The sequence below is a fragment of the Halarchaeum sp. P4 genome, from assembly GCF_051195175.1.
Classification (GTDB): Archaea; Halobacteriota; Halobacteria; order Halobacteriales; family Halobacteriaceae; genus Halarchaeum.
Window position 1 is genome coordinate 535,816 of the sequence record NZ_JBNTKC010000001.1, and the last position, 19,776, is coordinate 555,591.

The 19,776-nt window shown below is 68.8% G+C and carries 15 protein-coding genes and 1 pseudogene; 9 read left to right on the forward strand and 7 right to left on the reverse strand.

The window, feature by feature from the left end; genetic code table 11:
- Nucleotides 1-3: 3 nt before the first annotated feature.
- The 4 genes from ACQUS8_RS02805 to ACQUS8_RS02820 form a co-directional block, all read right to left on the reverse strand.
- Entirely contained in the window at nucleotides 4-2,616 is a 2,613-nt protein-coding gene (locus tag ACQUS8_RS02805; protein WP_435096593.1) for a beta strand repeat-containing protein, read from the reverse strand.
- Between the two features lie 132 nt (nucleotides 2,617-2,748).
- Entirely contained in the window at nucleotides 2,749-3,582 is an 834-nt protein-coding gene (locus ACQUS8_RS02810) for an SIR2 family NAD-dependent protein deacylase (protein ID WP_435096596.1), read from the reverse strand.
- Nucleotides 3,582-4,724 (reverse strand): pyridoxal phosphate-dependent aminotransferase, encoded by a 1,143-nt coding sequence (locus ACQUS8_RS02815; RefSeq protein WP_435096599.1) that lies wholly within the window; start codon nucleotides 4,722-4,724, stop codon nucleotides 3,582-3,584. Before ACQUS8_RS02815 ends, ACQUS8_RS02810 begins: the two co-directional genes overlap by 1 nt.
- Complete coding sequence (locus ACQUS8_RS02820) at nucleotides 4,721-5,215, reverse strand: Lrp/AsnC family transcriptional regulator (protein WP_435096602.1); 495 nt, start codon at nucleotides 5,213-5,215, stop codon at nucleotides 4,721-4,723. The genes ACQUS8_RS02815 and ACQUS8_RS02820 overlap by 4 nt, the downstream gene beginning before the upstream one ends.
- Nucleotides 5,216-5,337: 122 nt before the next feature.
- On the opposite strand from ACQUS8_RS02820, the gene ACQUS8_RS02825 reads away from it, so the two are divergent.
- On the forward strand, nucleotides 5,338-5,643 hold the full coding sequence (locus ACQUS8_RS02825) for a putative quinol monooxygenase (protein ID WP_435096605.1): 306 nt from the start codon (nucleotides 5,338-5,340) through the stop codon (nucleotides 5,641-5,643).
- Here the strand turns inward: ACQUS8_RS02825 and ACQUS8_RS02830 are convergent.
- Both ACQUS8_RS02830 and ACQUS8_RS02835 read right to left on the reverse strand, forming a co-directional pair.
- Entirely contained in the window at nucleotides 5,640-6,443 is an 804-nt protein-coding gene (locus ACQUS8_RS02830) for an NAD+ synthase (RefSeq protein ID WP_435096608.1), read from the reverse strand. The genes ACQUS8_RS02825 and ACQUS8_RS02830 overlap by 4 nt on opposite strands.
- Before the next feature lie 60 nt (nucleotides 6,444-6,503).
- Nucleotides 6,504-6,932: a GNAT family N-acetyltransferase gene (locus tag ACQUS8_RS02835; RefSeq protein ID WP_435096611.1), complete on the reverse strand. Its 429-nt coding sequence runs from the start codon at nucleotides 6,930-6,932 to the stop codon at nucleotides 6,504-6,506.
- A gap of 47 nt (nucleotides 6,933-6,979) precedes the next feature.
- Here ACQUS8_RS02835 and ACQUS8_RS02840 point away from each other — a divergent pair.
- From ACQUS8_RS02840 to ACQUS8_RS02855, 4 genes and pseudogenes are all read left to right on the forward strand, one after another.
- A pseudogene (locus ACQUS8_RS02840) lies at nucleotides 6,980-7,285 on the forward strand (MFS transporter); the annotation flags it as partial.
- A 43-nt stretch (nucleotides 7,286-7,328) separates the two neighbouring features.
- Complete coding sequence (locus ACQUS8_RS02845) at nucleotides 7,329-8,393, forward strand: TrmB family transcriptional regulator (protein ID WP_435096614.1); 1,065 nt, start codon at nucleotides 7,329-7,331, stop codon at nucleotides 8,391-8,393.
- Nucleotides 8,394-8,457: 64 nt separating this feature from the next.
- Nucleotides 8,458-8,616 carry a hypothetical protein gene (locus ACQUS8_RS02850; protein WP_435096617.1) on the forward strand — a complete coding sequence of 53 codons (159 nt, stop codon included), beginning with the start codon at nucleotides 8,458-8,460 and terminating at the stop codon, nucleotides 8,614-8,616.
- Nucleotides 8,617-8,870: 254 nt separating this feature from the next.
- Nucleotides 8,871-10,499, forward strand: coding sequence for an Hvo_1808 family surface protein (locus ACQUS8_RS02855; protein ID WP_435096620.1), 1,629 nt, complete (start codon nucleotides 8,871-8,873; stop codon nucleotides 10,497-10,499).
- Here the strand turns inward: ACQUS8_RS02855 and ACQUS8_RS02860 are convergent.
- Nucleotides 10,496-11,461 carry a metallophosphoesterase family protein gene (locus ACQUS8_RS02860; RefSeq protein WP_435096623.1) on the reverse strand — a complete coding sequence of 322 codons (966 nt, stop codon included), beginning with the start codon at nucleotides 11,459-11,461 and terminating at the stop codon, nucleotides 10,496-10,498. The genes ACQUS8_RS02855 and ACQUS8_RS02860 overlap by 4 nt on opposite strands.
- Before the next feature lie 447 nt (nucleotides 11,462-11,908).
- On the opposite strand from ACQUS8_RS02860, the gene ACQUS8_RS02865 reads away from it, so the two are divergent.
- From ACQUS8_RS02865 to ACQUS8_RS02880, 4 genes are read left to right on the forward strand one after another with little or no spacing between them, the layout of a single operon-like run.
- Nucleotides 11,909-13,981, forward strand: a complete 2,073-nt coding sequence (locus ACQUS8_RS02865) for a PrkA family serine protein kinase (RefSeq protein ID WP_435096626.1) — start codon at nucleotides 11,909-11,911, stop codon at nucleotides 13,979-13,981.
- Between the two features lie 9 nt (nucleotides 13,982-13,990).
- Nucleotides 13,991-16,261, forward strand: coding sequence for a kinase anchor protein (locus ACQUS8_RS02870; RefSeq protein ID WP_435096629.1), 2,271 nt, complete (start codon nucleotides 13,991-13,993; stop codon nucleotides 16,259-16,261).
- Nucleotides 16,252-17,562: a DUF444 family protein gene (locus ACQUS8_RS02875; RefSeq protein ID WP_435096632.1), complete on the forward strand. Its 1,311-nt coding sequence runs from the start codon at nucleotides 16,252-16,254 to the stop codon at nucleotides 17,560-17,562. The genes ACQUS8_RS02870 and ACQUS8_RS02875 overlap by 10 nt, the downstream gene beginning before the upstream one ends.
- Nucleotides 17,559-19,541 carry a SpoVR family protein gene (locus ACQUS8_RS02880; RefSeq protein ID WP_435096635.1) on the forward strand — a complete coding sequence of 661 codons (1,983 nt, stop codon included), beginning with the start codon at nucleotides 17,559-17,561 and terminating at the stop codon, nucleotides 19,539-19,541. The genes ACQUS8_RS02875 and ACQUS8_RS02880 overlap by 4 nt, the downstream gene beginning before the upstream one ends.
- Nucleotides 19,542-19,776: the final 235 nt, after the last annotated feature.

Below are 19,776 nucleotides of genomic sequence, written 5' to 3' on the forward strand. Positions count from 1 at the left end.
CGCTCAGAGCCGCTCTCTGAGCACCCAGCCGCCGCCGACGACGGCGCTCCCTGCGAGGACGAGTGCGATAGCGGCCGCGCCGGGACTCGTCGGCAGGAGGCCGATACCGCCGTCGTCACTCGACGTGGTGGTCGGCGCCGTGGCGTCCTGCTCGGACGTCGTGGTCGACGTCTCGCCGCCATCGGCCGTGTTCGTCGTGCTGGTCACGCTCGTCGTCTGCGTGGTCGTCGTGGTTGTCGTGGTCGTCGTGTCGGTGCCGTCGTTCGTCCCATCGTTCGTGCTGTCGGTGCCGCCGGTGTCACCGCTCCAGCTACCGCCGCCGGTGTTCCCGCCGTCGTCACCGATGTTGGTGCCGCCGGTGGACTCCCGCGCGTTCACTTCGTAGCTCGCGGGCACGGCGCTCGCGGTGCTCTGGACGTTCACGTCCACCGTCGCGTGGTAGGTGCCGGTGGTGGACGGGTTCTGGACGTCCTGGTAGGTGACGATGACCGTGTCACCCTGCTGGAGGCTGTAGGAGCCGCCGAAGCCGAACGTGAGCGTGTGGCCGTCGTTCGACCCGTCGACTTCGCCGAGGTCGTCGGAGACGTTCGTGTCGATTTCGCCGTCGCCGTTCGTGTCGATGCCGACGGCGACGACGTCACCCTGCCCGACGTTCGAGATGTCGGTGGCGGTTTCGTTCGCCGCGTAGTCGACGCGGATACTGTTCAGGGAGTCCGAGTCGTCGTTCGGCGCGACCTCGACGGTCGCGGTGTGCGTGCTCGTCGCGTCGGGGTACGGCGGGCTCGCGTTCAGCGTCGCGTTCGTGACCGCGGTGTCGGCGTGAATCGCGAGCGTCGCGTCCGTGCCGTTCGCCCAGTCACCGTTCAGTGCCGTCGGGACGCCGTAGGTCCCGGACTCGGGGTTCGTGACGTTGTCGTAGACGAGGACGACGCGCTCGTCACAGGAGACGTTGTGCGCGCCGGGGAACGTCGCCTCGACGGTGCCGTTCGCGGCCGTGAAGCCGCTGGCGTTCAGGCGCGTCTCGCTGTTGTCGTAGGTCCGGTCGCCGTCCGCGTCGATGAACGCCGTCGAGAGCGTGGCGTTCCCGACGCCCACGGTCGCGGCGCTCGCGGAGTAGTTCGCTGCGAGCGACGTGACGCTCACGCCACACTGCACGGTGCCGGGCTGGAAGGCGAGGCGGTGAGTCGCGTTCGCCCCGTCCGACGCGGGCGTCGCGTTCAGCGTCGCGTTCGCCGGCCGGTTCGTGATGTCGAACTGGACTGCCGTGTCGGCGTCGCCGCTCTGGACGTTGATGCCGACAGCGGTCGTGTAGGTGCCCGTGCTCGTCGGGTTCTGCACGTCGCCGTAGGCGGCGATGACGCGGTCACCCTGCGAGAGGGTGTAGTCGCCGCCGAACTGGAGGACGAGCGTGTGGCCGTTGTTCGAGATGGAGACCGAAGAGAGGTCGTCGGAGACGTTCGTGTCGATTTCGCCGTCGCTGTTCGTGTCGATGCCGACGCGCCGGACGTCGCTGAGGCCGACGTTCGAGACGTCGGTCGCGTCCTCGTTCTCGTGGTAGTCGATGCGGAAGCTGTTCAGGGAGTCGGAGGCGTCGTTCGACCCGACGGTCCCCGTGGCGGTGTGAACGCTCGTCGCACCCGTGTAGGGCGGGTTCGGGACGACGGACGCGTTCGACGTCGTGCTGCTCGCGACGATGTCGAAGCTCACCTGCGTCGCGTTCGCGGCGTCACCGTTCGCGACGACGCTGGCCGTGTAGGTGCCGGCGCTCGCGGGATTCCCGACCGGCCCGTAGCGCGCGACGACGGGCACGCTGTCGTTCAGCGTGTAACTCCCGTTGAACGCGAGCGTCACGGTACCGCTCTGCGTCGTGACGTTCGTGACGTTCAGGCTCGTCTCGCCGCTGTCGTACGTGCCGTCGTTGTCGGCGTCGGCGAACGCCGTGACGTTCGAGGCGTTCACCGGGTAGAGCGTGCCGTTCGACCCGTAGTCGACGGAGAGGTTACGGAGCGTCTGGTTGTCCTGGGCCGAGCTGGGGACGAAGTCGAGCGTGTGCGTGGCGTTCACGCCGTCCCAGTTCGGCGACGCGGACAGCGAGGAGTTCAGCGGCGCCGACGTGACGTTCAGCGTCGCGTTCGCGGGCGCCCCCGAGGACTGCGGGTTCAGGTCGACCTCGACGGCGTACGTCCCGGCGGACGAGGGGTTCCGGACGTCGTCGTAGACGACGTGTATGGTGTCGCCCTGCTCGAGGTCGTAGGAGCCGCCGAAGTCGAACGTCACCGTCTTGCCGTTGTTGCTGTGCGTGACGGCCTGGAAGTCGTCGGTGATGTTCGTTCGGTTGCTGTCGCGGACGATGTAGGCGTCCTCGATGCCGCTGACGTTGCCGGAGTCGGACGCCTCGTACGTTACTTTGACTGCACTCAACGAGCTACCGACTTCGTTCGAGTCCGGTACGGCCGTGACGTGATGTGTCGCGGTCGCTGTCGCGTTGGACGGCGTCGCAGTAATGGTCGCGCTCTGGGTGGCCGCGGCGGTGCCGACGAAGCCGACGCCGGCCGTCGCGAACACCGAGACCACGAGGAGTGCGCTCAACGCGAGCGACTTGGTATTTCGTGTCATGGTGATGGGGATGGCTGTCGCTGCCTGCTCTCGATGCCGGAGGAGCCGAGCTGACCGCGGATGGGTCACTCAGGCATATGTCCGAATCGGGACTACGGACCGGTAAGTATGTTGGCCGGCAGGAAAGTCCAGTCAGCCGACGAGCCGGTCCGCGAGCGCCGGGAGAACCGCCGTGACGTCCGCCCGACAGACCGTCGTCGCGACGTCGTCGAGCGGCGTCGCGTCGAAGTTCACGACGTGTAGCTCGCCGCCGCGTGCCACGCGCTCCGGGAGTGATGCGGCGGGTTCGACGGTCAGCGACGACCCGGCGACGAGGCAGGCGTCGGCCTCGCGGGCGAGCCGGCGCGCCTCGCGGAACACCGGCGGGAGACGCTCGCCGAACAGCACCACGTCCGGCTTGAGGAGGCCGCCACAGTCACAGCGCGGCGGCGTCTCGCCGTTGCGGACGCGCTCGCGCACGTCCTCGGTGGGTGTCGTCCCCCCGCAGTCCACGCAGACGCTGCGCCGGGCGTTCCCGTGGATTTCGAGGAGCGACTCCGTCCCGGCGGCCGCGTGGAGGCCGTCGACGTTCTGCGTGACGACGGCCTCGAACACGCCCGCGGCCTCCAACTCGGCGAGCGCGTCGTGGGCGGCGTTCGGCGCGACGGTGCTCGCGTCTCGCTCACCGCGCTTGCTCGCGCTCGGTTCCCCGTCGTTCCGACCGTCGCTCGGCCCGGCGGTACCGTACATCCGTTCGTGGAGGTCGATGCGGTCCGCCCAGAACCCCGCGGGGTCGCGTTCGAAGCGCTCGATGCGGAAGTCGGCGGGGTCGAAGGCGTCGTTCCAGACGCCGTTTTCGCCCCGGAAGGACGGGACGCCAGAGGCGGTACTGACACCCGCGCCCGTGAACGCGATGGCCGTCCCCGCGTCCGCGAGCGAGTCGGCGATTCGCGCCACCGCACCGTCCTCGGCGTGCCCGGCGGCCATCAGTAGTCCGCGAGGAAGTCCTCGATGCGGTTCATCGCCTCGCGGAGTTCGGGGAGCGAGCGCGCGTAGGAGACCCGGACGTGGCCCTCGCCGCCCTCGCCGAAGACGCGGCCCGGAACGACGGCAACCTCCGCCTCGCGCAGCAGTTCCTCGGCGAACTCCTCGTCGTCGCCCGGCACGGACGGGAAGACGTAGAAGGCACCCTTCGCCTCGAAGCAGTCCAGCCCCATCTCGCGGAAGCGCGAGAGGACGAAGCGTCGGCGCCGGTCGTACTGCTCGCGCATGTCGGCGACTTCCTCGTCGCAGGACTCCAGCGCCTCGATGGCCGCGGCCTGCGCGGTAGTGGGCGCGGAGAGCATCGTGTACTGGTGGATGCGGTTCATCCCGTCGATGACCTCGGGGGGACCCATCGCGTAGCCGAGCCGGAGGCCGGTCATCGCGTAGGCCTTCGAGAAGCCGTTGAAGACGAGCGTGCGCTCGCGCATCCCGGGCTGGGTGGCGATGCTGTCGTGCTCGCCGGCGTAGCTCAGCGCCGCGTACACCTCGTCCGCGAGCACGAAGAGGTCGTGTTCGCGCGCGAACTCCGCGACTTCCGCGAGGTGCGTCGCGTCCATCACCGCCCCGGTGGGATTGTTCGGGTAGCAGAAGACGAGCACGTCCGCGCGCTCCGCGCCCGCGCGCTCGAGGGCGTCGTAGGTGAGGCGGAACTCCTCCTCCGCCCGCGTCGGCACCGGAAGCACCTCGCCGCCGGAGAAGGAGGCGTCCGGCCCGTAGGAGATGTAGGCGGGTTCCGCGACGGCGACGACGTCGCCGGGGTCGACGAGCGCGCGCATCGCGAGGTCCATCGCCTCGCTGACGCCCGTCGTGACGAGAATCTCCTCGTCCGCCGCGTAGTCGTGCCCGTAGCGGGTGACGTGGTCCGAAATGGCCTCGCGGAGGTCACGGCGGCCGCGGTTCGACGTGTAGGAGGTCTGGCCGCGCTCGAGGGCTTCGATGGCGGCCTTCCGGGCGGGCCACGGCGCGCTGAAGTCGGGTTCGCCGACGCCGAGCGACACCACGTCGTCCATCTCCTCGGCGATTTCGAAGAAGCGCCGAATCCCGGAGGGTGGCGTTCGCTCGGCGCGCTCGGAGAGGTAGCTCATGGCGAGTAGGAGAGCCGGTCGTCCTCCTCGCCGTCCCCGAACTCGATGCCGTCGGCCTTGTAGGTCTCCATGACGTAGTGCGTGACCGTCTGGGTCACCTCGGGGATGGGTGCGATTTCCTCGGAGACGAAGCGCGAGACGGCGTTCATCGAGTCCGCGCGCACTTCGAGCGCGAAGTCGTAGTCGCCGCTGACCAACTGGAAGGCGACGACTTCGGGGAACTTCGCGATGCGCCGCGAGATGTCCTCGTAGCCCGTCTCGCGGTCGAGTTCGACGTTCAACTCGACTTTCGCCTCGACGACGTCGTCGTCGAGCGCCGCCCAGTCCACGACCGCGGTGTAGCCACGGAGCACGCCCTCGTTCTCGAGGGCCTCGATGTGTGCCTCGGCCTCCTCGGGCGTGAGGTCCAACTGTCGAGCGACGTCCTCGGGCGTGTAGCGGGCGTCCTCACAGAGCAAGTCGAGGACGCGTCTGCGGTCGTCGTCGTCCATACCCTCATGGTGGGAGGGTCCGTTCTTAGGTCTGACTCTCCGTCGGGACGTTGCCACCCCATCGCCGGGTATCTCCACCGCTACCCGACGCCTTTTGGTGGCTCCGTGACACGTCTTACGCGATGATCGTCAATCACGTCCACTTCGAGGTCGACCCGGACGAACGCGAAACGGCGCTCGAGGCCGTCGAGGAACTCGTGGAGGCCTCCAACGCCGAAGAAGGCGTCATCGAGTACCGCGCCGCCGTCGATATTCAGGACGAGCACACGGTTCGGGTCTTCGAGCAGTACGAGGACGAGGCCGCGCTCGCCGCGCACACCGAGAGCGCGCACTTCAAGTCGTTCGTAAACCAGCTCCCGGAATTCCTCGCGGGCGATGTCGAGGGGACGCGCTTCGACGTCGAGAGCGCGACCGAGGTCGAACTCTAACGGAGACCGGGCGTCGGGGGTTCGCGGCGCTTGTGTGCGCTCGACTCGTGTAACTCGGCGAGACGCTCGACCGTCTCCCGGTCGGCCGCGACGCGTGCCGCCGTCGCCTCGACGCCGAGGCCGTCGTCGACGAGACAGCGCAACACGGGGTCGATTTCCGAGTAGGGCGCGCCCAACTCCTCGCGGTCCGTCTGGCCCGCCCAGAGGCCGGCGGTCGGTTCCTTCTCGACGAAGCGCGAATCGAGGTCGAGGTACCGGGCGAGCGCGACCACTTCCGTCTTGTAGCAGTCGCAGAGCGGCGCAACGTCGACGGCGCCATCGCCGTACTTCGTGAAATACCCGAGGAGGTACTCCGAGCGGTTGTCGGGGCCGAGGACGAGCATCTCGTGCTGGTTCGCGGCCGCGTAGAGCCGAACCATGCGGACGCGCGCGCGGACGTTCCCGACGGCTTCGGTGTCGAGGGTCGCGTCCGCCTCACGGAACGCCGCGACCTGTCCCTCGATGGACTCCTCAGCCCACTCGATGCCGAGGGACTCACAGAGCTCGCGGGCGTCGCGCATGTTCTCGGGGTCGCTCGGCGCGCCCGGGAGGACGAGCCCACGGACGTTCTCCGGGCCGACGGCCTCCGCGGCGAGCGTCGCGCCGACCGCCGAATCGAGGCCGCCGCTGACGCCGACGACGTACCCCTCGGCGCCCACGCGCTCGCAGTAGTCGCGGAGGAACGCGCGGGCGGACTCGACGGCGCGCGCCGGGTCGAGACGACCCCGGACTGGTTCGGCTCCCTCGGTTTCGTCGCTCATGCGTGGGTGTGTCACCGCGAGGCCCGTAGCCGTGACGGCTCCCCTGACTCCCCGGTCCCGCTAGAGCGGCTTCTCCATCTCGACGTGCGGGATGCCGGCTTCCTCGAACTCCTCGCCGCGCTGCTCGTAGCCCCGGGCGCTGTAGAAGTCGACGACGGGCGTCTGGGCGTGGAGGCGGGCGCGCTCGTAGCCGGCATCGCGGGCGTCGTCCTCGACGGCGTCCATGAGGCGCGCGCCCCACCCCTCGCCACGGTGTGTCTCGCGGACGGCGACGCGCTCGACTTTCACGGTCTCGTCGTCGTACTCGCGCCAGCGCGCGGCACCCACCGGGGCGTCGTCGGCGTAGGCGACGTAGTGGGTCGCGCGCCCTTCGTGTTCGTCCACCTCCAGTTCTTCGGGGACGCCCTGTTCGTCGACGAAGACAGCGTAACGGACGGTGAGGGCGTCCTCGTAGGCCGCGTCGGTGTCGGCCCGGACGACTCCGTGCATGTCTCACCGAAGTCGACGGCGGTGTAAGGCCCTGTCTCCTCGCGCCCACCATCCTGAACCAGGCCGGCCTCAGCGCCGCCTCCTCCATCATCGCCACCGTCGTCAACGTCGCGGTGACCGTCGTCGCCATCTTGCTCGTCGACAAGGCCGGCCACCGAACACTCCTGCTCGACGGCCTCGCCGGGATGGCCCTCATGCTCGGCGTCCTCACCGTCGCCGCGTTCGTCTTCAGCTACCGGCTCATCCCCGAGACGAAGGGGCGCTCGCTCGAGGCGGTCCAGGTCGACCTCCGCGAGCGCTCCCTCACGCGGACGGCCGAGGAACTCGACGGCGAGTCCGAATACGCCGACTGAGCCGGCGGAAGGGTCTTACGTACCCGTACGCGAGAGTACGAGTATGGATACCGAGGCGCTCGCGTCCGTCCTCGAAGGCGAGGGGTTCTCGCCGTACCAGGCCCGCGCGTACGTCGCGCTCCTCGAACTCGGCTCCGTCTCCGCGAGCGGGCTCGCGGACGCCAGCGGCGTCCCCCAACCCCGCATCTACGACGTCGTGCGCGCGCTTGAAGAGCAGGGCTACGTCGAGACGTACGAACAGGAGAACCTCCACGTTCGCGTCCCCTCCCCGGAGGCCGTCGTCTCCTCGCTCCGCAACCGCGTCGACGAACTCCAGGCGGCCGCCTCGGAGGTGGAGGCGCGCTGGACGCGCCCGGAACCCCGCCAGCACGAGGTGTCGGTGGTGTCGCGCTTCGAGACGCTGTGCAACCGCGCGGAGGCGTTCATCGGGAGCGCCGACCACCGCGTTCAGCTCTCGGTCACGCCCGGGCAGTTCCGCGACCTCTACTCCGCGCTGACCGGCGCGCTCGAACGCGGCGTCGCGGTGCAGGTGTCGATTCACTCCTGTTCGCGCGACGTCGCCACTTCCCTGCCGCTCGCGGACGTCGCGACGGAGGCGCGCTGGCGCGAGCGCGAGGCGCCTTTCCTCGCCATCGTCGACCAGCACCGCGTCTGCTACGCCGAGCACGTCGGCGGCCCCCGCGAGTACGGCGTCGTCGTCAACGACCGGACGCACGCCGCCGTCTTCATCTGGTACTACCTGAGCAGCGTCTGGGAACTCTGGGAGCCGCTCGTCGAGGACGACCGGAGCTTCCCCCGGACCTACATCGACATCCGGCGCGCCGCCCACGAACTCGTCCCGCACCTGCAGAACGGCGACGACGTCTACGTCTCCGTCGACGGCCATCTCGTCGAGACGGGCGAGGCCTGCGAGTTCGCCGGCTGCGTCGTCGACATCGCCTACGAGGGTCGCGACGACGAGAACGACGGCCCGCGCTCGCTCCAGAGTCTCGCCGGCCAGACGTCGCTCGTCGTGGCGACCGACGACGGCGAGGTGACCGTCGGCGGCTTCGGCGCGGTGTTGGAGGACGTCGAGGCGGAGCGCGTCGTCGTCGAGGACGTCGTCTGAGGCGGCGAATACGGTATCGCGGCGAACAGTTATGTCGGTCCAGTGAATCCCTACACGTGTCTGAATGACTGACGCCGACAGTGCCGACGGGACCCTCGGTCGGTGCCCGGAGTGTGGCGCGCGCATCCCCGAGAGCGCGGTGCTCATCGAGTACGAGGACGGGGACGGGACGGCGGCGTACGCCGACTGTCCCGAGTGTGGTGACGTGGTGAAACCCGAATAGTCGGGCGCGCACGCGCTCGATGGCTGCCCGGACCTCGTCGGCGTCCGGGAGGTCGACTTCTTCGCACGCGAACGGCGAGACCGGCACGTCGTCGCCGCTGACCCGCTCGACGGGCGCTTTGAGGTGGGAGAGCGCCCTCGTGGACGCGCGTCGCGCCCCGTTCCCGGGGCACGTCCGAGCGTCGAAGGCCCTCTGCGTCGAACGGGGCCACTGACCCACAACGGTTTGTGGCGGCCACTCCAACCGGGGAGTGAATGCCCTCGCGCACACTCCTCTCCGTGTTCGTCGTAGCACTCCTCCTCGCGCCCGTCGGGTCGGCGCTCGCCGCGCCCGCCACGACTGGCGCGTCCACGTCGGCGGCGACTTCTCCGTCCGCGCCCGCCGCGTCTGTCTCGACACCGGTGGCCCAGTCCTCCGGCCACAACGGCACTGCCGAGAACGAGACCATCGGCTACTTCGATGGCTACTGGTACGACTCCAACATCACCGTGAATCAGGACGACGGCCTGAGCGACGCCGAGACGCGGGCGTACGTCCGCCGGACGATGGCGCGCGTCGAGGTGCTCCGCCAGCACAACTTCAAGCACGCGGTGCCCGTCGACGTCATGTCCCGCTCGGCCTACCAGGCGAACCAGTCCCGTGGGGCCTCGAACTCCTCGCACAGCCAGTGGAACCAGCAGGTGTGGGAGGCCGCGCTCGTCATCGGGTCGAACACGAACCTCTCGGCGGCGATGCAGTCCTACTACTCGAACAACGTTCTGGGCTTCTATTCGCCCTCGAGCGACGCCATCAAGATCATCGTTCCGTCCGGGAAGCAGGCCTACATGGAGTACTCGACGCTCAGTCACGAGCTCCAGCACGCCCTCCAGGACCAGTACTACAACCTGAGCTCCGCGAAGTATGGCGGCGAGACGCAGGACACGCAGCTCGCGACGTCCGGCCTCGTCGAGGGTGAGGCGCGCTACGTCGAGTCGAAGTACGAGGAGAAGTGTGAGAGCGGCGAGTGGGACTGCGTCGCGGGGCCGTCCTCCGCGAGCGTCTCGGGCAGCTCGAGTTCCACGACGACCACCACGACCACCTCACAGTCCTCGAGTGCGAGCGCGAGTCCGCCGCTGAGCCTGCGGCTCACGCTCTACTTCCCGTACGCGAGCGGTCCCGGCTACGTCCACACTCTCATCCAGCAGGGCGGCTGGGCGGCCGTGGACGAGGCGTGGGCGACCCCGCCGAACACGACCACCGAGGTCATCCACGGCGAGGCGCCGGCGACGAAGCCGGTGTCCGTCGACCGTGACGTCGCGACGAACGGCTGGAAGACGTTCCCGAATCAGGGCGTGAACGGCACGGACACGCTCGGCGAGGCGTCGGCGTTCATGGGGCTCTGGTGGCAGGGCTTCCAGTTCGGCGCGAACGCCGTGCCGAAGGACGCGATTCGCTCCAGCGGCGAGTACCGCGCCTACCACTACAGCGCGGCGGCGACCACCGGGTGGGCGGGCGACAAGGTGCTCCCCTACCACAAGAGCGGGAAGTATGGCTTCGTCTGGAAGTCGCGCTGGACGGACGCGTCGAACGCGAGCGCGTTCGCGGACGCCTACGTGCTGGCGCTGAAGGCCCACGACGCGACGAAGCAGAACGGCGCCTGGGTCGTCACGAAGCAGGACGGCTATCAGGGCGCGTATCGCGTCGTCCAGAACGGCGACACCGTCGCCATCGTGAACGGCCCGGACGTCGCGGCGGTGAACGACATCCGGCCGTCGCTCGCCGGGAACGAGAGCGCGAGTCCGACGACCACGACGTCCTCGACGGTGCCCGGGTTCGGCGCGCTCGCGGGCCTCGTCGCGCTTGCCGCGCTCGTCGTGGCGCTCCGCATCACGCGGCGCCGCTAGCGCTCGAAGGCGACGCGCATCCGGCTCTTCTCCCCGTCCGTTGACTCGACGTGCTCGTCCACCAGCGGGAAGTGCGCGAGGTAGCCCTGTCGAAAGTTCTCCGCGATACGTCGCGAGCGCGGCGTCCCGTCGCGCGCGGCGGCGTAGGCGGTCTCGAGGCCGACCCTGTCGGCGAGCGGGAGGAGCGTCACCGTCGTCCCTTCGGGTGTGACCTCAAGCAGGAGGCCGGCCTGCGGGAACGAGCAGACGGGCGGTGCGAGGAGTTCGCTGACGCCGCCCGGGACGCCGCCGACGGCGGGCCAGTGGGCGTGCCCGGAGACGACGAGCGGAACATCGTGGGCGGCGAGGACGTCCGCGAGTTCGTCGGCGTTGCCGACGGTGGCGTGGGCTTCGATGCCGATGGGGGAGGCGTGGCTGGTCGCGTCGGCGACGTTGTGGTGGGCGACGACGATGGGGTCCTCGACCGTGGGGAGGGTGGCGTCGAGCCACGCGAGCTGGTCGTCGGTGACGCGACCGTGCGAGCCGTCGGCGACGGCGCTCGCGGTGTCGAGGCCGATGATGTGGACGTCCCCGACGCGCCGGACGTAGGGGAGGACGCCAGGCGTGTAGCGCTCGCGGAAGGCATGAACCGAGGGGGCGTCGCGGTACTCCTTCGGGACGTCGTGGTTGCCGGGGACGCAGAGGACGTCGCCACCGAAGCCCTCGAAGGCGTCGTCGATGGCGGCGAAGGAGGCGTCGCTCCCGTCACGGGTGAGGTCGCCGGCGACGACGACGGCGTCCGCGCCGTGCCGTCCGGCGTCGTCGACTGCGGTGTGCAGGCGGTCGAGGGCGTGCTCGTAACACTTCCACGCGCCCGCTTCGCGGGTGGCGTCGGCGTGGACGTCCGCGAGGACGGCGAGCGTCGTCTCGGGGCCGGTCGGCCGGGCGAAGCGCGCGAGGACGGGGCCGGGTCGAGGCGTCACGGCGACCACCGTTGGGGGGTGTGGGGGCACTCGGGTGTGGGCATGGGCGCGCGTGAGTCTGGGGCCGCACGCCCCTTAGTCGTGTCTACGAACCAATACGTTTCGCTATCGAGGGGCCAATAGAACCACGGCGCTCGCGGCAGTCTGCCGAACGAACCGGTCACCCACCACATGGCGAGAACGACGTTGAGGGGGCTCGTACCGGGCGAACGTCATTAGCACGGAACGGCGAAACCGCGCGACGGCGCCGGATGTCCGGCCGTCGTGCGCGAAACCCTTAACCGCTGTGGTACGGTATACCGTAACAGTATCGGAATCCGACTGACCCCCCACTCGCCCTCCCCAGACGCGTGTGACACGCAGGCACTCGGACGGGATGGTCGTGCGCAAAGTGTGTGCGGAGGTAGCACACAACAATGGGTCGCACTCCGATACCCGAGACACACCATGACCGGCGACAACACCACCCTCGACGCGCTCTCCGAACGGTACCGGGAAACGATACCGGACGACCTCCGCGAGACCCACGACTACGGGTGGTACCTGGACCTCGTGCGCGAGGACCCGAAGGTCACCCGTAACGCCCACCAGCGGCTCGCCGACATGTTCGACCACTACGGGACGCGCTACGACGAGTCGCGTGGCCTCGTCGAGTACGAACTCGCCACCGAGGACCCGCTCGGCGGCGGCGCGAACACGTTCTACGGCCGCGAAATACACGCGGCCATCCACGAGTTCGTGAACAAGGTCAAGTCCGGCTCTCGCGGCCTCGGCCCCGAGAAGCGGATTCTCCTGCTCCTCGGGCCTGTGGGCTCTGGGAAGTCCGACTTCGACAAGCAGGTTCGCCGCTATTTCGAGGACTACACCCTCAGCGACGCCGGTCGGATGTACACCTTCCGCTGGACGGACCTCTGTGAGGTCATTCCCGACCAGGACCCCGCGGACGACGTCGTCCGCTCGCCGATGAACCAGGACCCGCTCGTGTTGCTCCCGCAGGACCAGCGCGACGCCGTCATCGAGGAGGTGAACGCGAGCCTCGAGGAACCCTACACGATTCGCAACGAGCAGTCGCTCGACCCCGAGAGCGAGTTCTACATGGACACGCTCCTCGAGGAGTACGACGACGACCTCGCGGCCGTCCTCCGCGAGCACGTCGAAGTCGTCCGGCTCGTCGCCGACGAGAACAAACGCCAGTGCGTCGAGACCTTCGAACCGAAGGACAAGAAGAACCAGGACGAGACGGAGTTGACCGGCGACGTCGACTACTCCAAAATCGCCGTCTACGGCGAGTCCGACCCGCGCGCCTTCGACTACTCCGGGGCGTTCTGTAACGCCAACCGCGGTCTCTTCTCGGGCGAGGAGTTGCTGAAACTCCAGCGAGAGTTCCTCTACGACTTCCTGCACGCCACCCAGGAACAGACCATCAAGCCGAAGAACAACCCCCGAATCGACATCGACCAGGTCATCGTCGGGCGCACCAACATGCCCGAGTACCGCGAGAAGAAGGGCGACGAGAAGATGGAGGCGTTCAACGACCGCACGAAGCGCGTCGACTTCCCCTACGTCCTCGAGTACGAGCAGGAAGCCCGCATCTACGAGAAACTCCTCCGGAACGCCGACGTCCCCGACGTCCACGTCGAACCGCACACCCTCGAGATGGCGGGGCTGTTCGGCGTCCTCACGCGCATCACCGAACCCGACGACGGAACCGTCGATCTCGTCGGGAAGGCGAAGGTCTACAACGGCGAGACGGACGAACTGGAGGACGCGGACGCGAAGAAACTCCGCGAGGAGGGCGACGACGCCACCGACCTCGGCGAGGGGATGGACGGCGTCAGCGCACGCTTCATCGGCGACGAAATCGCCGAGGCCATCATGGAGTCCACCCACCGCGGTCGGGCGTACCTCTCGCCGCTGCTCGTCTTCACGCACTTCGAGGAGCACCTCCCCGGCCACGGCTCCATCGACGAGGAGAACCTCGAGCGCTACCAGCGCTACCTCGAACTCGTCCGCGAGGAGTACACGGACCGCGCCATCGAGGACGTCCGCCACGCGCTCGCCTACGACGTAGACGAAATCCGCCAGCAGGGCGAGAAATACATGGACCACGTGATGGCGTACATCGACGACGACACCGTCGAGGACGACCTCACCGGCCAGCCCGTCGACCCCGACGAGACGTTCCTGCGCGCCGTCGAGGAGCAACTCGACGTCCCCGAGGACCGCAAGGACGACTTCCGGCAGGAAGTCTCGAACTGGGTCTCCCGGCGCGCCCGTGAGGGCGAGGCGTTCGACCCGCAGGACAACGACCGCTTGCGCCGCGCGCTCGAGCGCAAACTCTGGGCGGACAAGAAGCACAACATCAACTTCTCCGCGCTGGTGTCCGCGAACGACCTCGGCGAGGAGCGCTCCGCGTGGGTGGACGCTCTCCGTGACCGGGGGTACTCCCGCGAGGGCGCCCTCGAAGTCCTGGAGTTCGCCGGCGCGGAAGTCGCGAAGTCCGAACTGGAGGGGGCCTGAGGTGTCGGGATGAGTGAGTACGTCGCCGCGGCGGACCGAGAACTCGACGCGGCCCTCGACGAACCGATGACGCTCGGGGAGTTCGCCGAGCACGTCGTCGAACACCCGCTCGCCGCCGCGCACGCGTCGAAGTACCTCCTCGCGGCCATCGAGTCCTTCGGCACCCGGACCGTCGTGGAGGAGGGCGAGGAGAAGACGCGCTACCGGTTCTTCGACGACCCCGCGAACGACGGTGAGCACGCCGTCCTCGGCAACACGAACGTCCTCAACGGCTTCGTTGACGACCTCCGGGCGGTCGCGGCCGGTCGCGCGAAAACCGAGAAAATCTGCTGGTTCAGCGGCCCTACGGCGACCGGCAAGTCCGAGTTCAAGCGCTGTCTCATCGACGGCCTGCGCGCGTTCTCGCAGACCGCCGAGGGCCGGCGCTACACGCTCGAGTGGAACATCGCCGGGACGACGACCGACGACGCGCTGACCTACGGCGATGCCGCCCCGGAGTACGACGCGGACTGGCACGAGTCGCCCGTGCAGATCAACCCGCTCGCGGCGTTCCCGACGGCCGTCCGCGAGCAGGTGTTGGCGGACGCCGCCGACGCGACTGGCGACGACGTCCCCTCGCGCGTCGAGACGGACCTCGACCCGTTCAGCCGCGAGGCCTACGACTACCTTGCCGACCAATACCGCGAGCGCGCCGGCGACGAGCTGTTCAGCCACGTCACCGACCCCAAACACTGCCGGGTGACGAACTACGTGGTGGACGTCGGGCAGGGCGTCGGCGTCCTACACGCCGAGGACGCCGGCTCGCCCAAGGAGCGCCTCGTCGGCTCGTGGATGCCCGAGATGCTCTCGCGACTCGACAGCCGGGGCCGGAAGAACCCGCAAGCGTTCAGTTACGACGGCGTCCTGAGCCAGGGGAACGGCGGCATCACCGTCGTTGAGGACGCGGGCCAGCACGCCGACCTCCTGCGGAAACTCCTGAACGTCCCCGACGAGCGCACCGTGAAACTCGACAAGGGCATCGGGATGGACGTCGACACCCAGTTGCTCGTCATCTCGAACCCGGACTTGGAGGCGCAACTCGACCAGCACGCCGACCGCTCGCAGGCCGACCCGCTGAAGGCCCTGAAGCGCCGCCTCGACCGCCACGAGTTCGGCTACCTGACGAACTACAGCCTCGAGACGCAACTGCTTCGCCGCGAGTTGCTCGGCGAGTCCGACGTCTGGGACGACACCGAACGCGAGCAGGTCGAGGCGCGCGTCGCCGCGGGCGCGAGCGTGCCGATACGCCGCGACGCCGGCGAGCCCGCGGAGACGGTGGAGTTCGCCCCCCACGCACTCGAGGCAGCGGCGATGTACAGCGTCGTGACGCGCCTCGACGCCGACGACCTGCCCGCGACCCTCGACCTCGTCGACAAGGCCGTCCTCTACGACCGGGGCTACCTCCGGGAGGGCGACGAGAAGCGCACCCGCGAGGACTACGAGTTCGACGGCGGCCACGACGGCGAGGCCGGCATCCCCGTGACGTACACGCGGGACGTGCTCGCGGAGTTGCTCGCGGACCCGCCCGACCGCCACCACCACGAGGTGGACGTCTCCGGCGTGTTGATGCCGGAGGACGTGCTGGACGCGCTCGCCTCCGGTCTCGACGATGCGCCCGTCTTCTCGACGGCGGAGGCCGCGGAGTACGAGGACCGCGTCGTGCTCGCGAAGGACTACGCGTTCGCCACACAGGAGGACGACGTCATCGAGGCGCTGACGCACGACGTCACTGTTGATGAGGACACCGTCACCGAGTACGTCGAACACGTCTACGCGTGGGCGACCGACGACACCGTCGAGACGCCGCGCGGCGCCGAAGCCCCCGATCCCCTGCTGATGAAAGTGTTCGAGACGGAGCACCTCGGGCGCTTCGCGGAGGACGACTACGACGGCACCGACCCCTCCTCGACGGTCGAGGAGTTCCGCACGGCGAAGGTCGTCACCGCGCTCAACCGCCACGCGTGGGAGCGCCGCGACGAGGGCTTCCACGCCGGCGACGTCGACCTCGCCGAGATACCCGCCGTGACCGCGGTGCTTGATGCCACCGACTGGGACGACGTGACGCGCCGCTACCCCGAGTTCGACCCGACGCAGTGGGCGGACCCGCCGGAGGAGACGCGCACGGCCGAACTGAAGGCGAAGGCCGTCGACTACCTCGTGGACGAGCGCGGCTACACGCGCGCGTCGGCGGAGTTGGCGAGCACCGCCGTGATGGAGGGGGTGAGTCACCGATGGGACTGAGGGACGACCTCGAACGCTACCGCGAGGTCGGCGAGGAGGCCCGCGAGGACCTCGCGGAGTTCGTCCAGTACGGCGACCTCGGCGCCTCACGGCCCGATTCGGTGAGTATCCCCGTGAAGCTCGTCGACCTCCCCGAGTTCGCCTACGACCGGCGCGACATGGGTGGCGTCGGTCAAGCCGAGGGCGGTCAGCCCCAGCCCGGCCAACCCGTCGGCGAACCCCAGCCCGGCGAGGGCGACGGTGACGGCGACGAGGCCGGCGACGGCCACGCCGACCACGAGTACTACGAGATGGACCCCGAGGAGTTCGCCGAGGCGCTCGACGACGAGCTCGGCCTCGACCTCGACCCGAAGGGGAAGACAGTCCGCGAGCGCACCACCGGCGACTTCAACGACGTCGCGCGCAACGGCCCGAAGGGGACGCTCGACTTCGAGCGCCTCTTCAAGCAGGGGTTGAAGCGCACGCTCGCGACGGACTTCGACGAGGAGTACGTCATGGAAGCGCTGCGCGTCGCCGGCTGGGACGTCGACGACGTCTTCCGCTGGGCGCGCGGACAATCGATTCCGGTCTCGCGCGCGTGGCTCGATGCCCGCGCCGACGGACTCGACGACGCCGAGCGCTGGGACTCCATCGAGGCGATGGAGGCCGAGTGCGAGATGGAGTCCACGGCCGCACGCGTCCGCCGGGAGGGCGTGCAGGACGTGGCGTTCCGCCGCGACGACGAGCGCTACCGGCACCCCGAAGTCGTCGAGGAGCAGCAGAAGAGCGTTGTCGTCGTGAACATCCGGGACGTCTCCGGGTCGATGCGCGAGGAGAAGCGCGACCTCGTCGAGCGCACGCTCACGCCGCTCGACTGGTACCTCACCGGGAAGTACGACGAAGCCGTCTTCCTCTACGTTGCGCACGACGCCGACGCGTGGGAGGTCGAGCGCGCGGAGTTCTTCGGCCTCCAGTCCGGCGGCGGCACCCGAATCTCCTCGGGCTACGAACTCGCCGCCGACCTCCTCGAGGAGTACCCCTTTGATGAGTGGAACCGCTACGTCTTCGCCGCCGGTGACGGCGAGAACAGCCACAACGACAGCGAGGAGCGCGTCGTCCCCCTGATGGCGGACATCGACGCGAACCTCCACGCCTACGTCGAGGTCCAGCCCGGCACGACGGGCCGAAGCCACCACGGCGACGTCGTCCAAGACGCCTTCGAGGAGTCCGAGGACGTCGCCGTCGCGCGCGTCCACGACAACGACGACGTCCTCGACGCCATCGAGACCATCCTCACCACCGAGACGGGTGACGAAGAATGACCACCGACACCGACAGACGCGACAAGCAACGGGTCGCCGCCGACCTCGAGGACGTCGCCCGGGACGCCCGGGCGCTCGCCGAGAAACTCGGCCTCGAACCCTACGACGTCAACTACTGGATCGTCGACCACGACGAGATGAACGAGCTCATCGCCTACAACGGCTTCCAGACCCGCTATCCGCACTGGCGCTGGGGGATGCAGTACGACCGCCAGCAGAAGCAGAGCCGGTACCTCGGCGGGAAGGCGTTCGAAATCGTCAACAACGACGACCCGGCGGCGGCGTTCCTCCAGGAGTCGAACACGCTCGCCGACCAGAAGGCCGTCATCACGCACGTCGAGGCCCACTCGGACTTCTTCGCGAACAACCAGTGGTTCGGCCTCTACGCGGACGACCCGGACGCGGCGGCGACGCTCGAGCGCCACGCCGACCTCATCGAGGGCCACATGAGCGACCCCGAGGTGAGTCGGAGCGACGTCGAGGAATTCATCGACAGCGTGCTCTGCGTCGAGGACGTCATCGACCAGCACCGCCCCTACACGGACGACCTGCCGGCGGGCGAGGCCGAGCGCGACGAGCTCGCCGACCGCCTTGAGGACCTCGGGCTCACCGAGGACGTCAAGCGGCAGGTGTTCGACGACGACTGGCTGGACGCGCACGCCGAGGCCGCCGAGCGCGACCCCGAACCCGCCGAGGACCTGCTCGCGTTCCTCGCGCGCCACGGGAAGGCCTACGACGAGGAGTCCGGGAAGGCCGTCGACTACGCGGACTGGCAGCGCGACGTCCTTGAGGCGCTCCGCCGCGAGGCCTACTACTTCGCGCCCCAGAAGACCACGAAGGTGATGAACGAGGGGTGGGCGGCCTACTGGGAGTCGCTGATGATGGGCGAGGAGGCGTTCGCGGGCGCGGACGAGTTCGTGGATTACGCCGACCACCAGGCGCGGGTGTTGAACTCGCCCGGCCTCAACCCCTACTCGCTCGGCAAGCAACTCTGGGAGTACGTCGAGAACACCGCGAACCGCCGCGAGGTCGTCGAGCGCCTGCTCCGCGTCGAGGGCGTCACGTGGCGGACATTCCACGACGCCGTCGACTTCGCGGCTGTGCAGACGGCGCTCGACCCACCGGCGGCACTCGACAGCATCGACGCCGAGAGCCTCGACGCGCTCGCGGACCTGCCCGACGAGTACGTCGATTCGGCGGCGCTCATACGCGCGAAAGAGGGCGACATCGACGTCGAGACGCATCCGTGGAAGGTGCTCACCTACGAGGGGCTCGCGCGCCGGCACTACTCGCTCGCGAAGCCCCAATACCGAGGCTTCCTGCGCTCGGTGTCGCGCGCGGAACTCGAACGGACGGCGCGCTACCTCTTCGACGAGTCGCGCTACGCGACGGTGGAGGCGGCGCTCGCGGACGTCGATTTCGCGGCCGGCTGGGACCGGCTGTACGCCGTCCGGGAGAGCCACAACGACGTGACGTTCATCGACGAGTTCCTCACGCAGGAGTTCGTGGACGCGAACGGCTACTTCGCCTACGAGTTCGCGCGCTCGACCGGCCAGTACCACGCGACGTCCACGGACGCCGACGCGGTGAAGAAGAAACTCCTCCTGAAGTTCGCGAACTTCGGGAAGCCGACGATCGTCGCGCTGGACGCGAACCACCGCAACCGCGGCGAACTCCTCCTCGGCCACCGCTACAACGGCGTCGCCCTCGACGTCCCGCAGGCCCGGGAGGTGCTGAAACGCGTCTTCGACCTCTGGGGACGGCCGGTCGCCCTCCGAACCGTCGTGACGGAGGTTTCGGACAGCGAACTCGAACGCGCGCGCCGGCAGGGCGTCGAGCCCGACCCCGAAGAGGTCGGCCTTGAACTCCGCTTCGACGGCGACGGCTTCGAGGAGGTCGAACTCGACGCGGAGGAGATATCGGAGTTGCAGGCCGACGCCGTCGACTACGACACGAAACCGGAGGAGTGGCTGGCCTAGTCGGCCCCACCCGCTTCCGTTTCTCGCCGTCGTTTCGTCCCCTCTCGCCGCAGCCTCCCGCCGCCTCTCACTGGTCTTCACGCCGCTCCTTTTCACCGACGGACGCGACGTCAGCACTCGCCGGTGAACTCGACGCCACCGAAACAGAACACCCCGTCGCCGTCGGCAAACATTCTTCACGAAGATAGTAATGTTTTTCCACCATCTAGGATTATCGTTCATCCGGACATGGCAG

Bases quoted from the DNA above. Each gene is read 5' to 3' on its own strand.
- ACQUS8_RS02815 (WP_435096599.1), bottom strand. From the start codon at position 4,724: ATGAGCTACCTCTCCGAGCGCGCCGAGCGAACGCCACCCTCCGGGATT.
- ACQUS8_RS02875 (WP_435096632.1), top strand. From the start codon at position 16,252: ATGGGACTGAGGGACGACCTCGAACGCTACCGCGAGGTCGGCGAGGAG.
- ACQUS8_RS02865 (WP_435096626.1), top strand. From the start codon at position 11,909: ATGACCGGCGACAACACCACCCTCGACGCGCTCTCCGAACGGTACCGG.
- ACQUS8_RS02835 (WP_435096611.1), bottom strand. From the start codon at position 6,932: ATGCACGGAGTCGTCCGGGCCGACACCGACGCGGCCTACGAGGACGCC.
- ACQUS8_RS02830 (WP_435096608.1), bottom strand. From the start codon at position 6,443: ATGAGCGACGAAACCGAGGGAGCCGAACCAGTCCGGGGTCGTCTCGAC.
- ACQUS8_RS02810 (WP_435096596.1), bottom strand. From the start codon at position 3,582: ATGGCCGCCGGGCACGCCGAGGACGGTGCGGTGGCGCGAATCGCCGAC.
- ACQUS8_RS02820 (WP_435096602.1), bottom strand. From the start codon at position 5,215: ATGGACGACGACGACCGCAGACGCGTCCTCGACTTGCTCTGTGAGGAC.
- ACQUS8_RS02825 (WP_435096605.1), top strand. From the start codon at position 5,338: ATGATCGTCAATCACGTCCACTTCGAGGTCGACCCGGACGAACGCGAA.
- ACQUS8_RS02855 (WP_435096620.1), top strand. From the start codon at position 8,871: ATGCCCTCGCGCACACTCCTCTCCGTGTTCGTCGTAGCACTCCTCCTC.
- ACQUS8_RS02805 (WP_435096593.1), bottom strand. From the start codon at position 2,616: ATGACACGAAATACCAAGTCGCTCGCGTTGAGCGCACTCCTCGTGGTC.
- ACQUS8_RS02870 (WP_435096629.1), top strand. From the start codon at position 13,991: ATGAGTGAGTACGTCGCCGCGGCGGACCGAGAACTCGACGCGGCCCTC.
- ACQUS8_RS02850 (WP_435096617.1), top strand. From the start codon at position 8,458: ATGACTGACGCCGACAGTGCCGACGGGACCCTCGGTCGGTGCCCGGAG.
- ACQUS8_RS02845 (WP_435096614.1), top strand. From the start codon at position 7,329: ATGGATACCGAGGCGCTCGCGTCCGTCCTCGAAGGCGAGGGGTTCTCG.
- ACQUS8_RS02880 (WP_435096635.1), top strand. From the start codon at position 17,559: ATGACCACCGACACCGACAGACGCGACAAGCAACGGGTCGCCGCCGAC.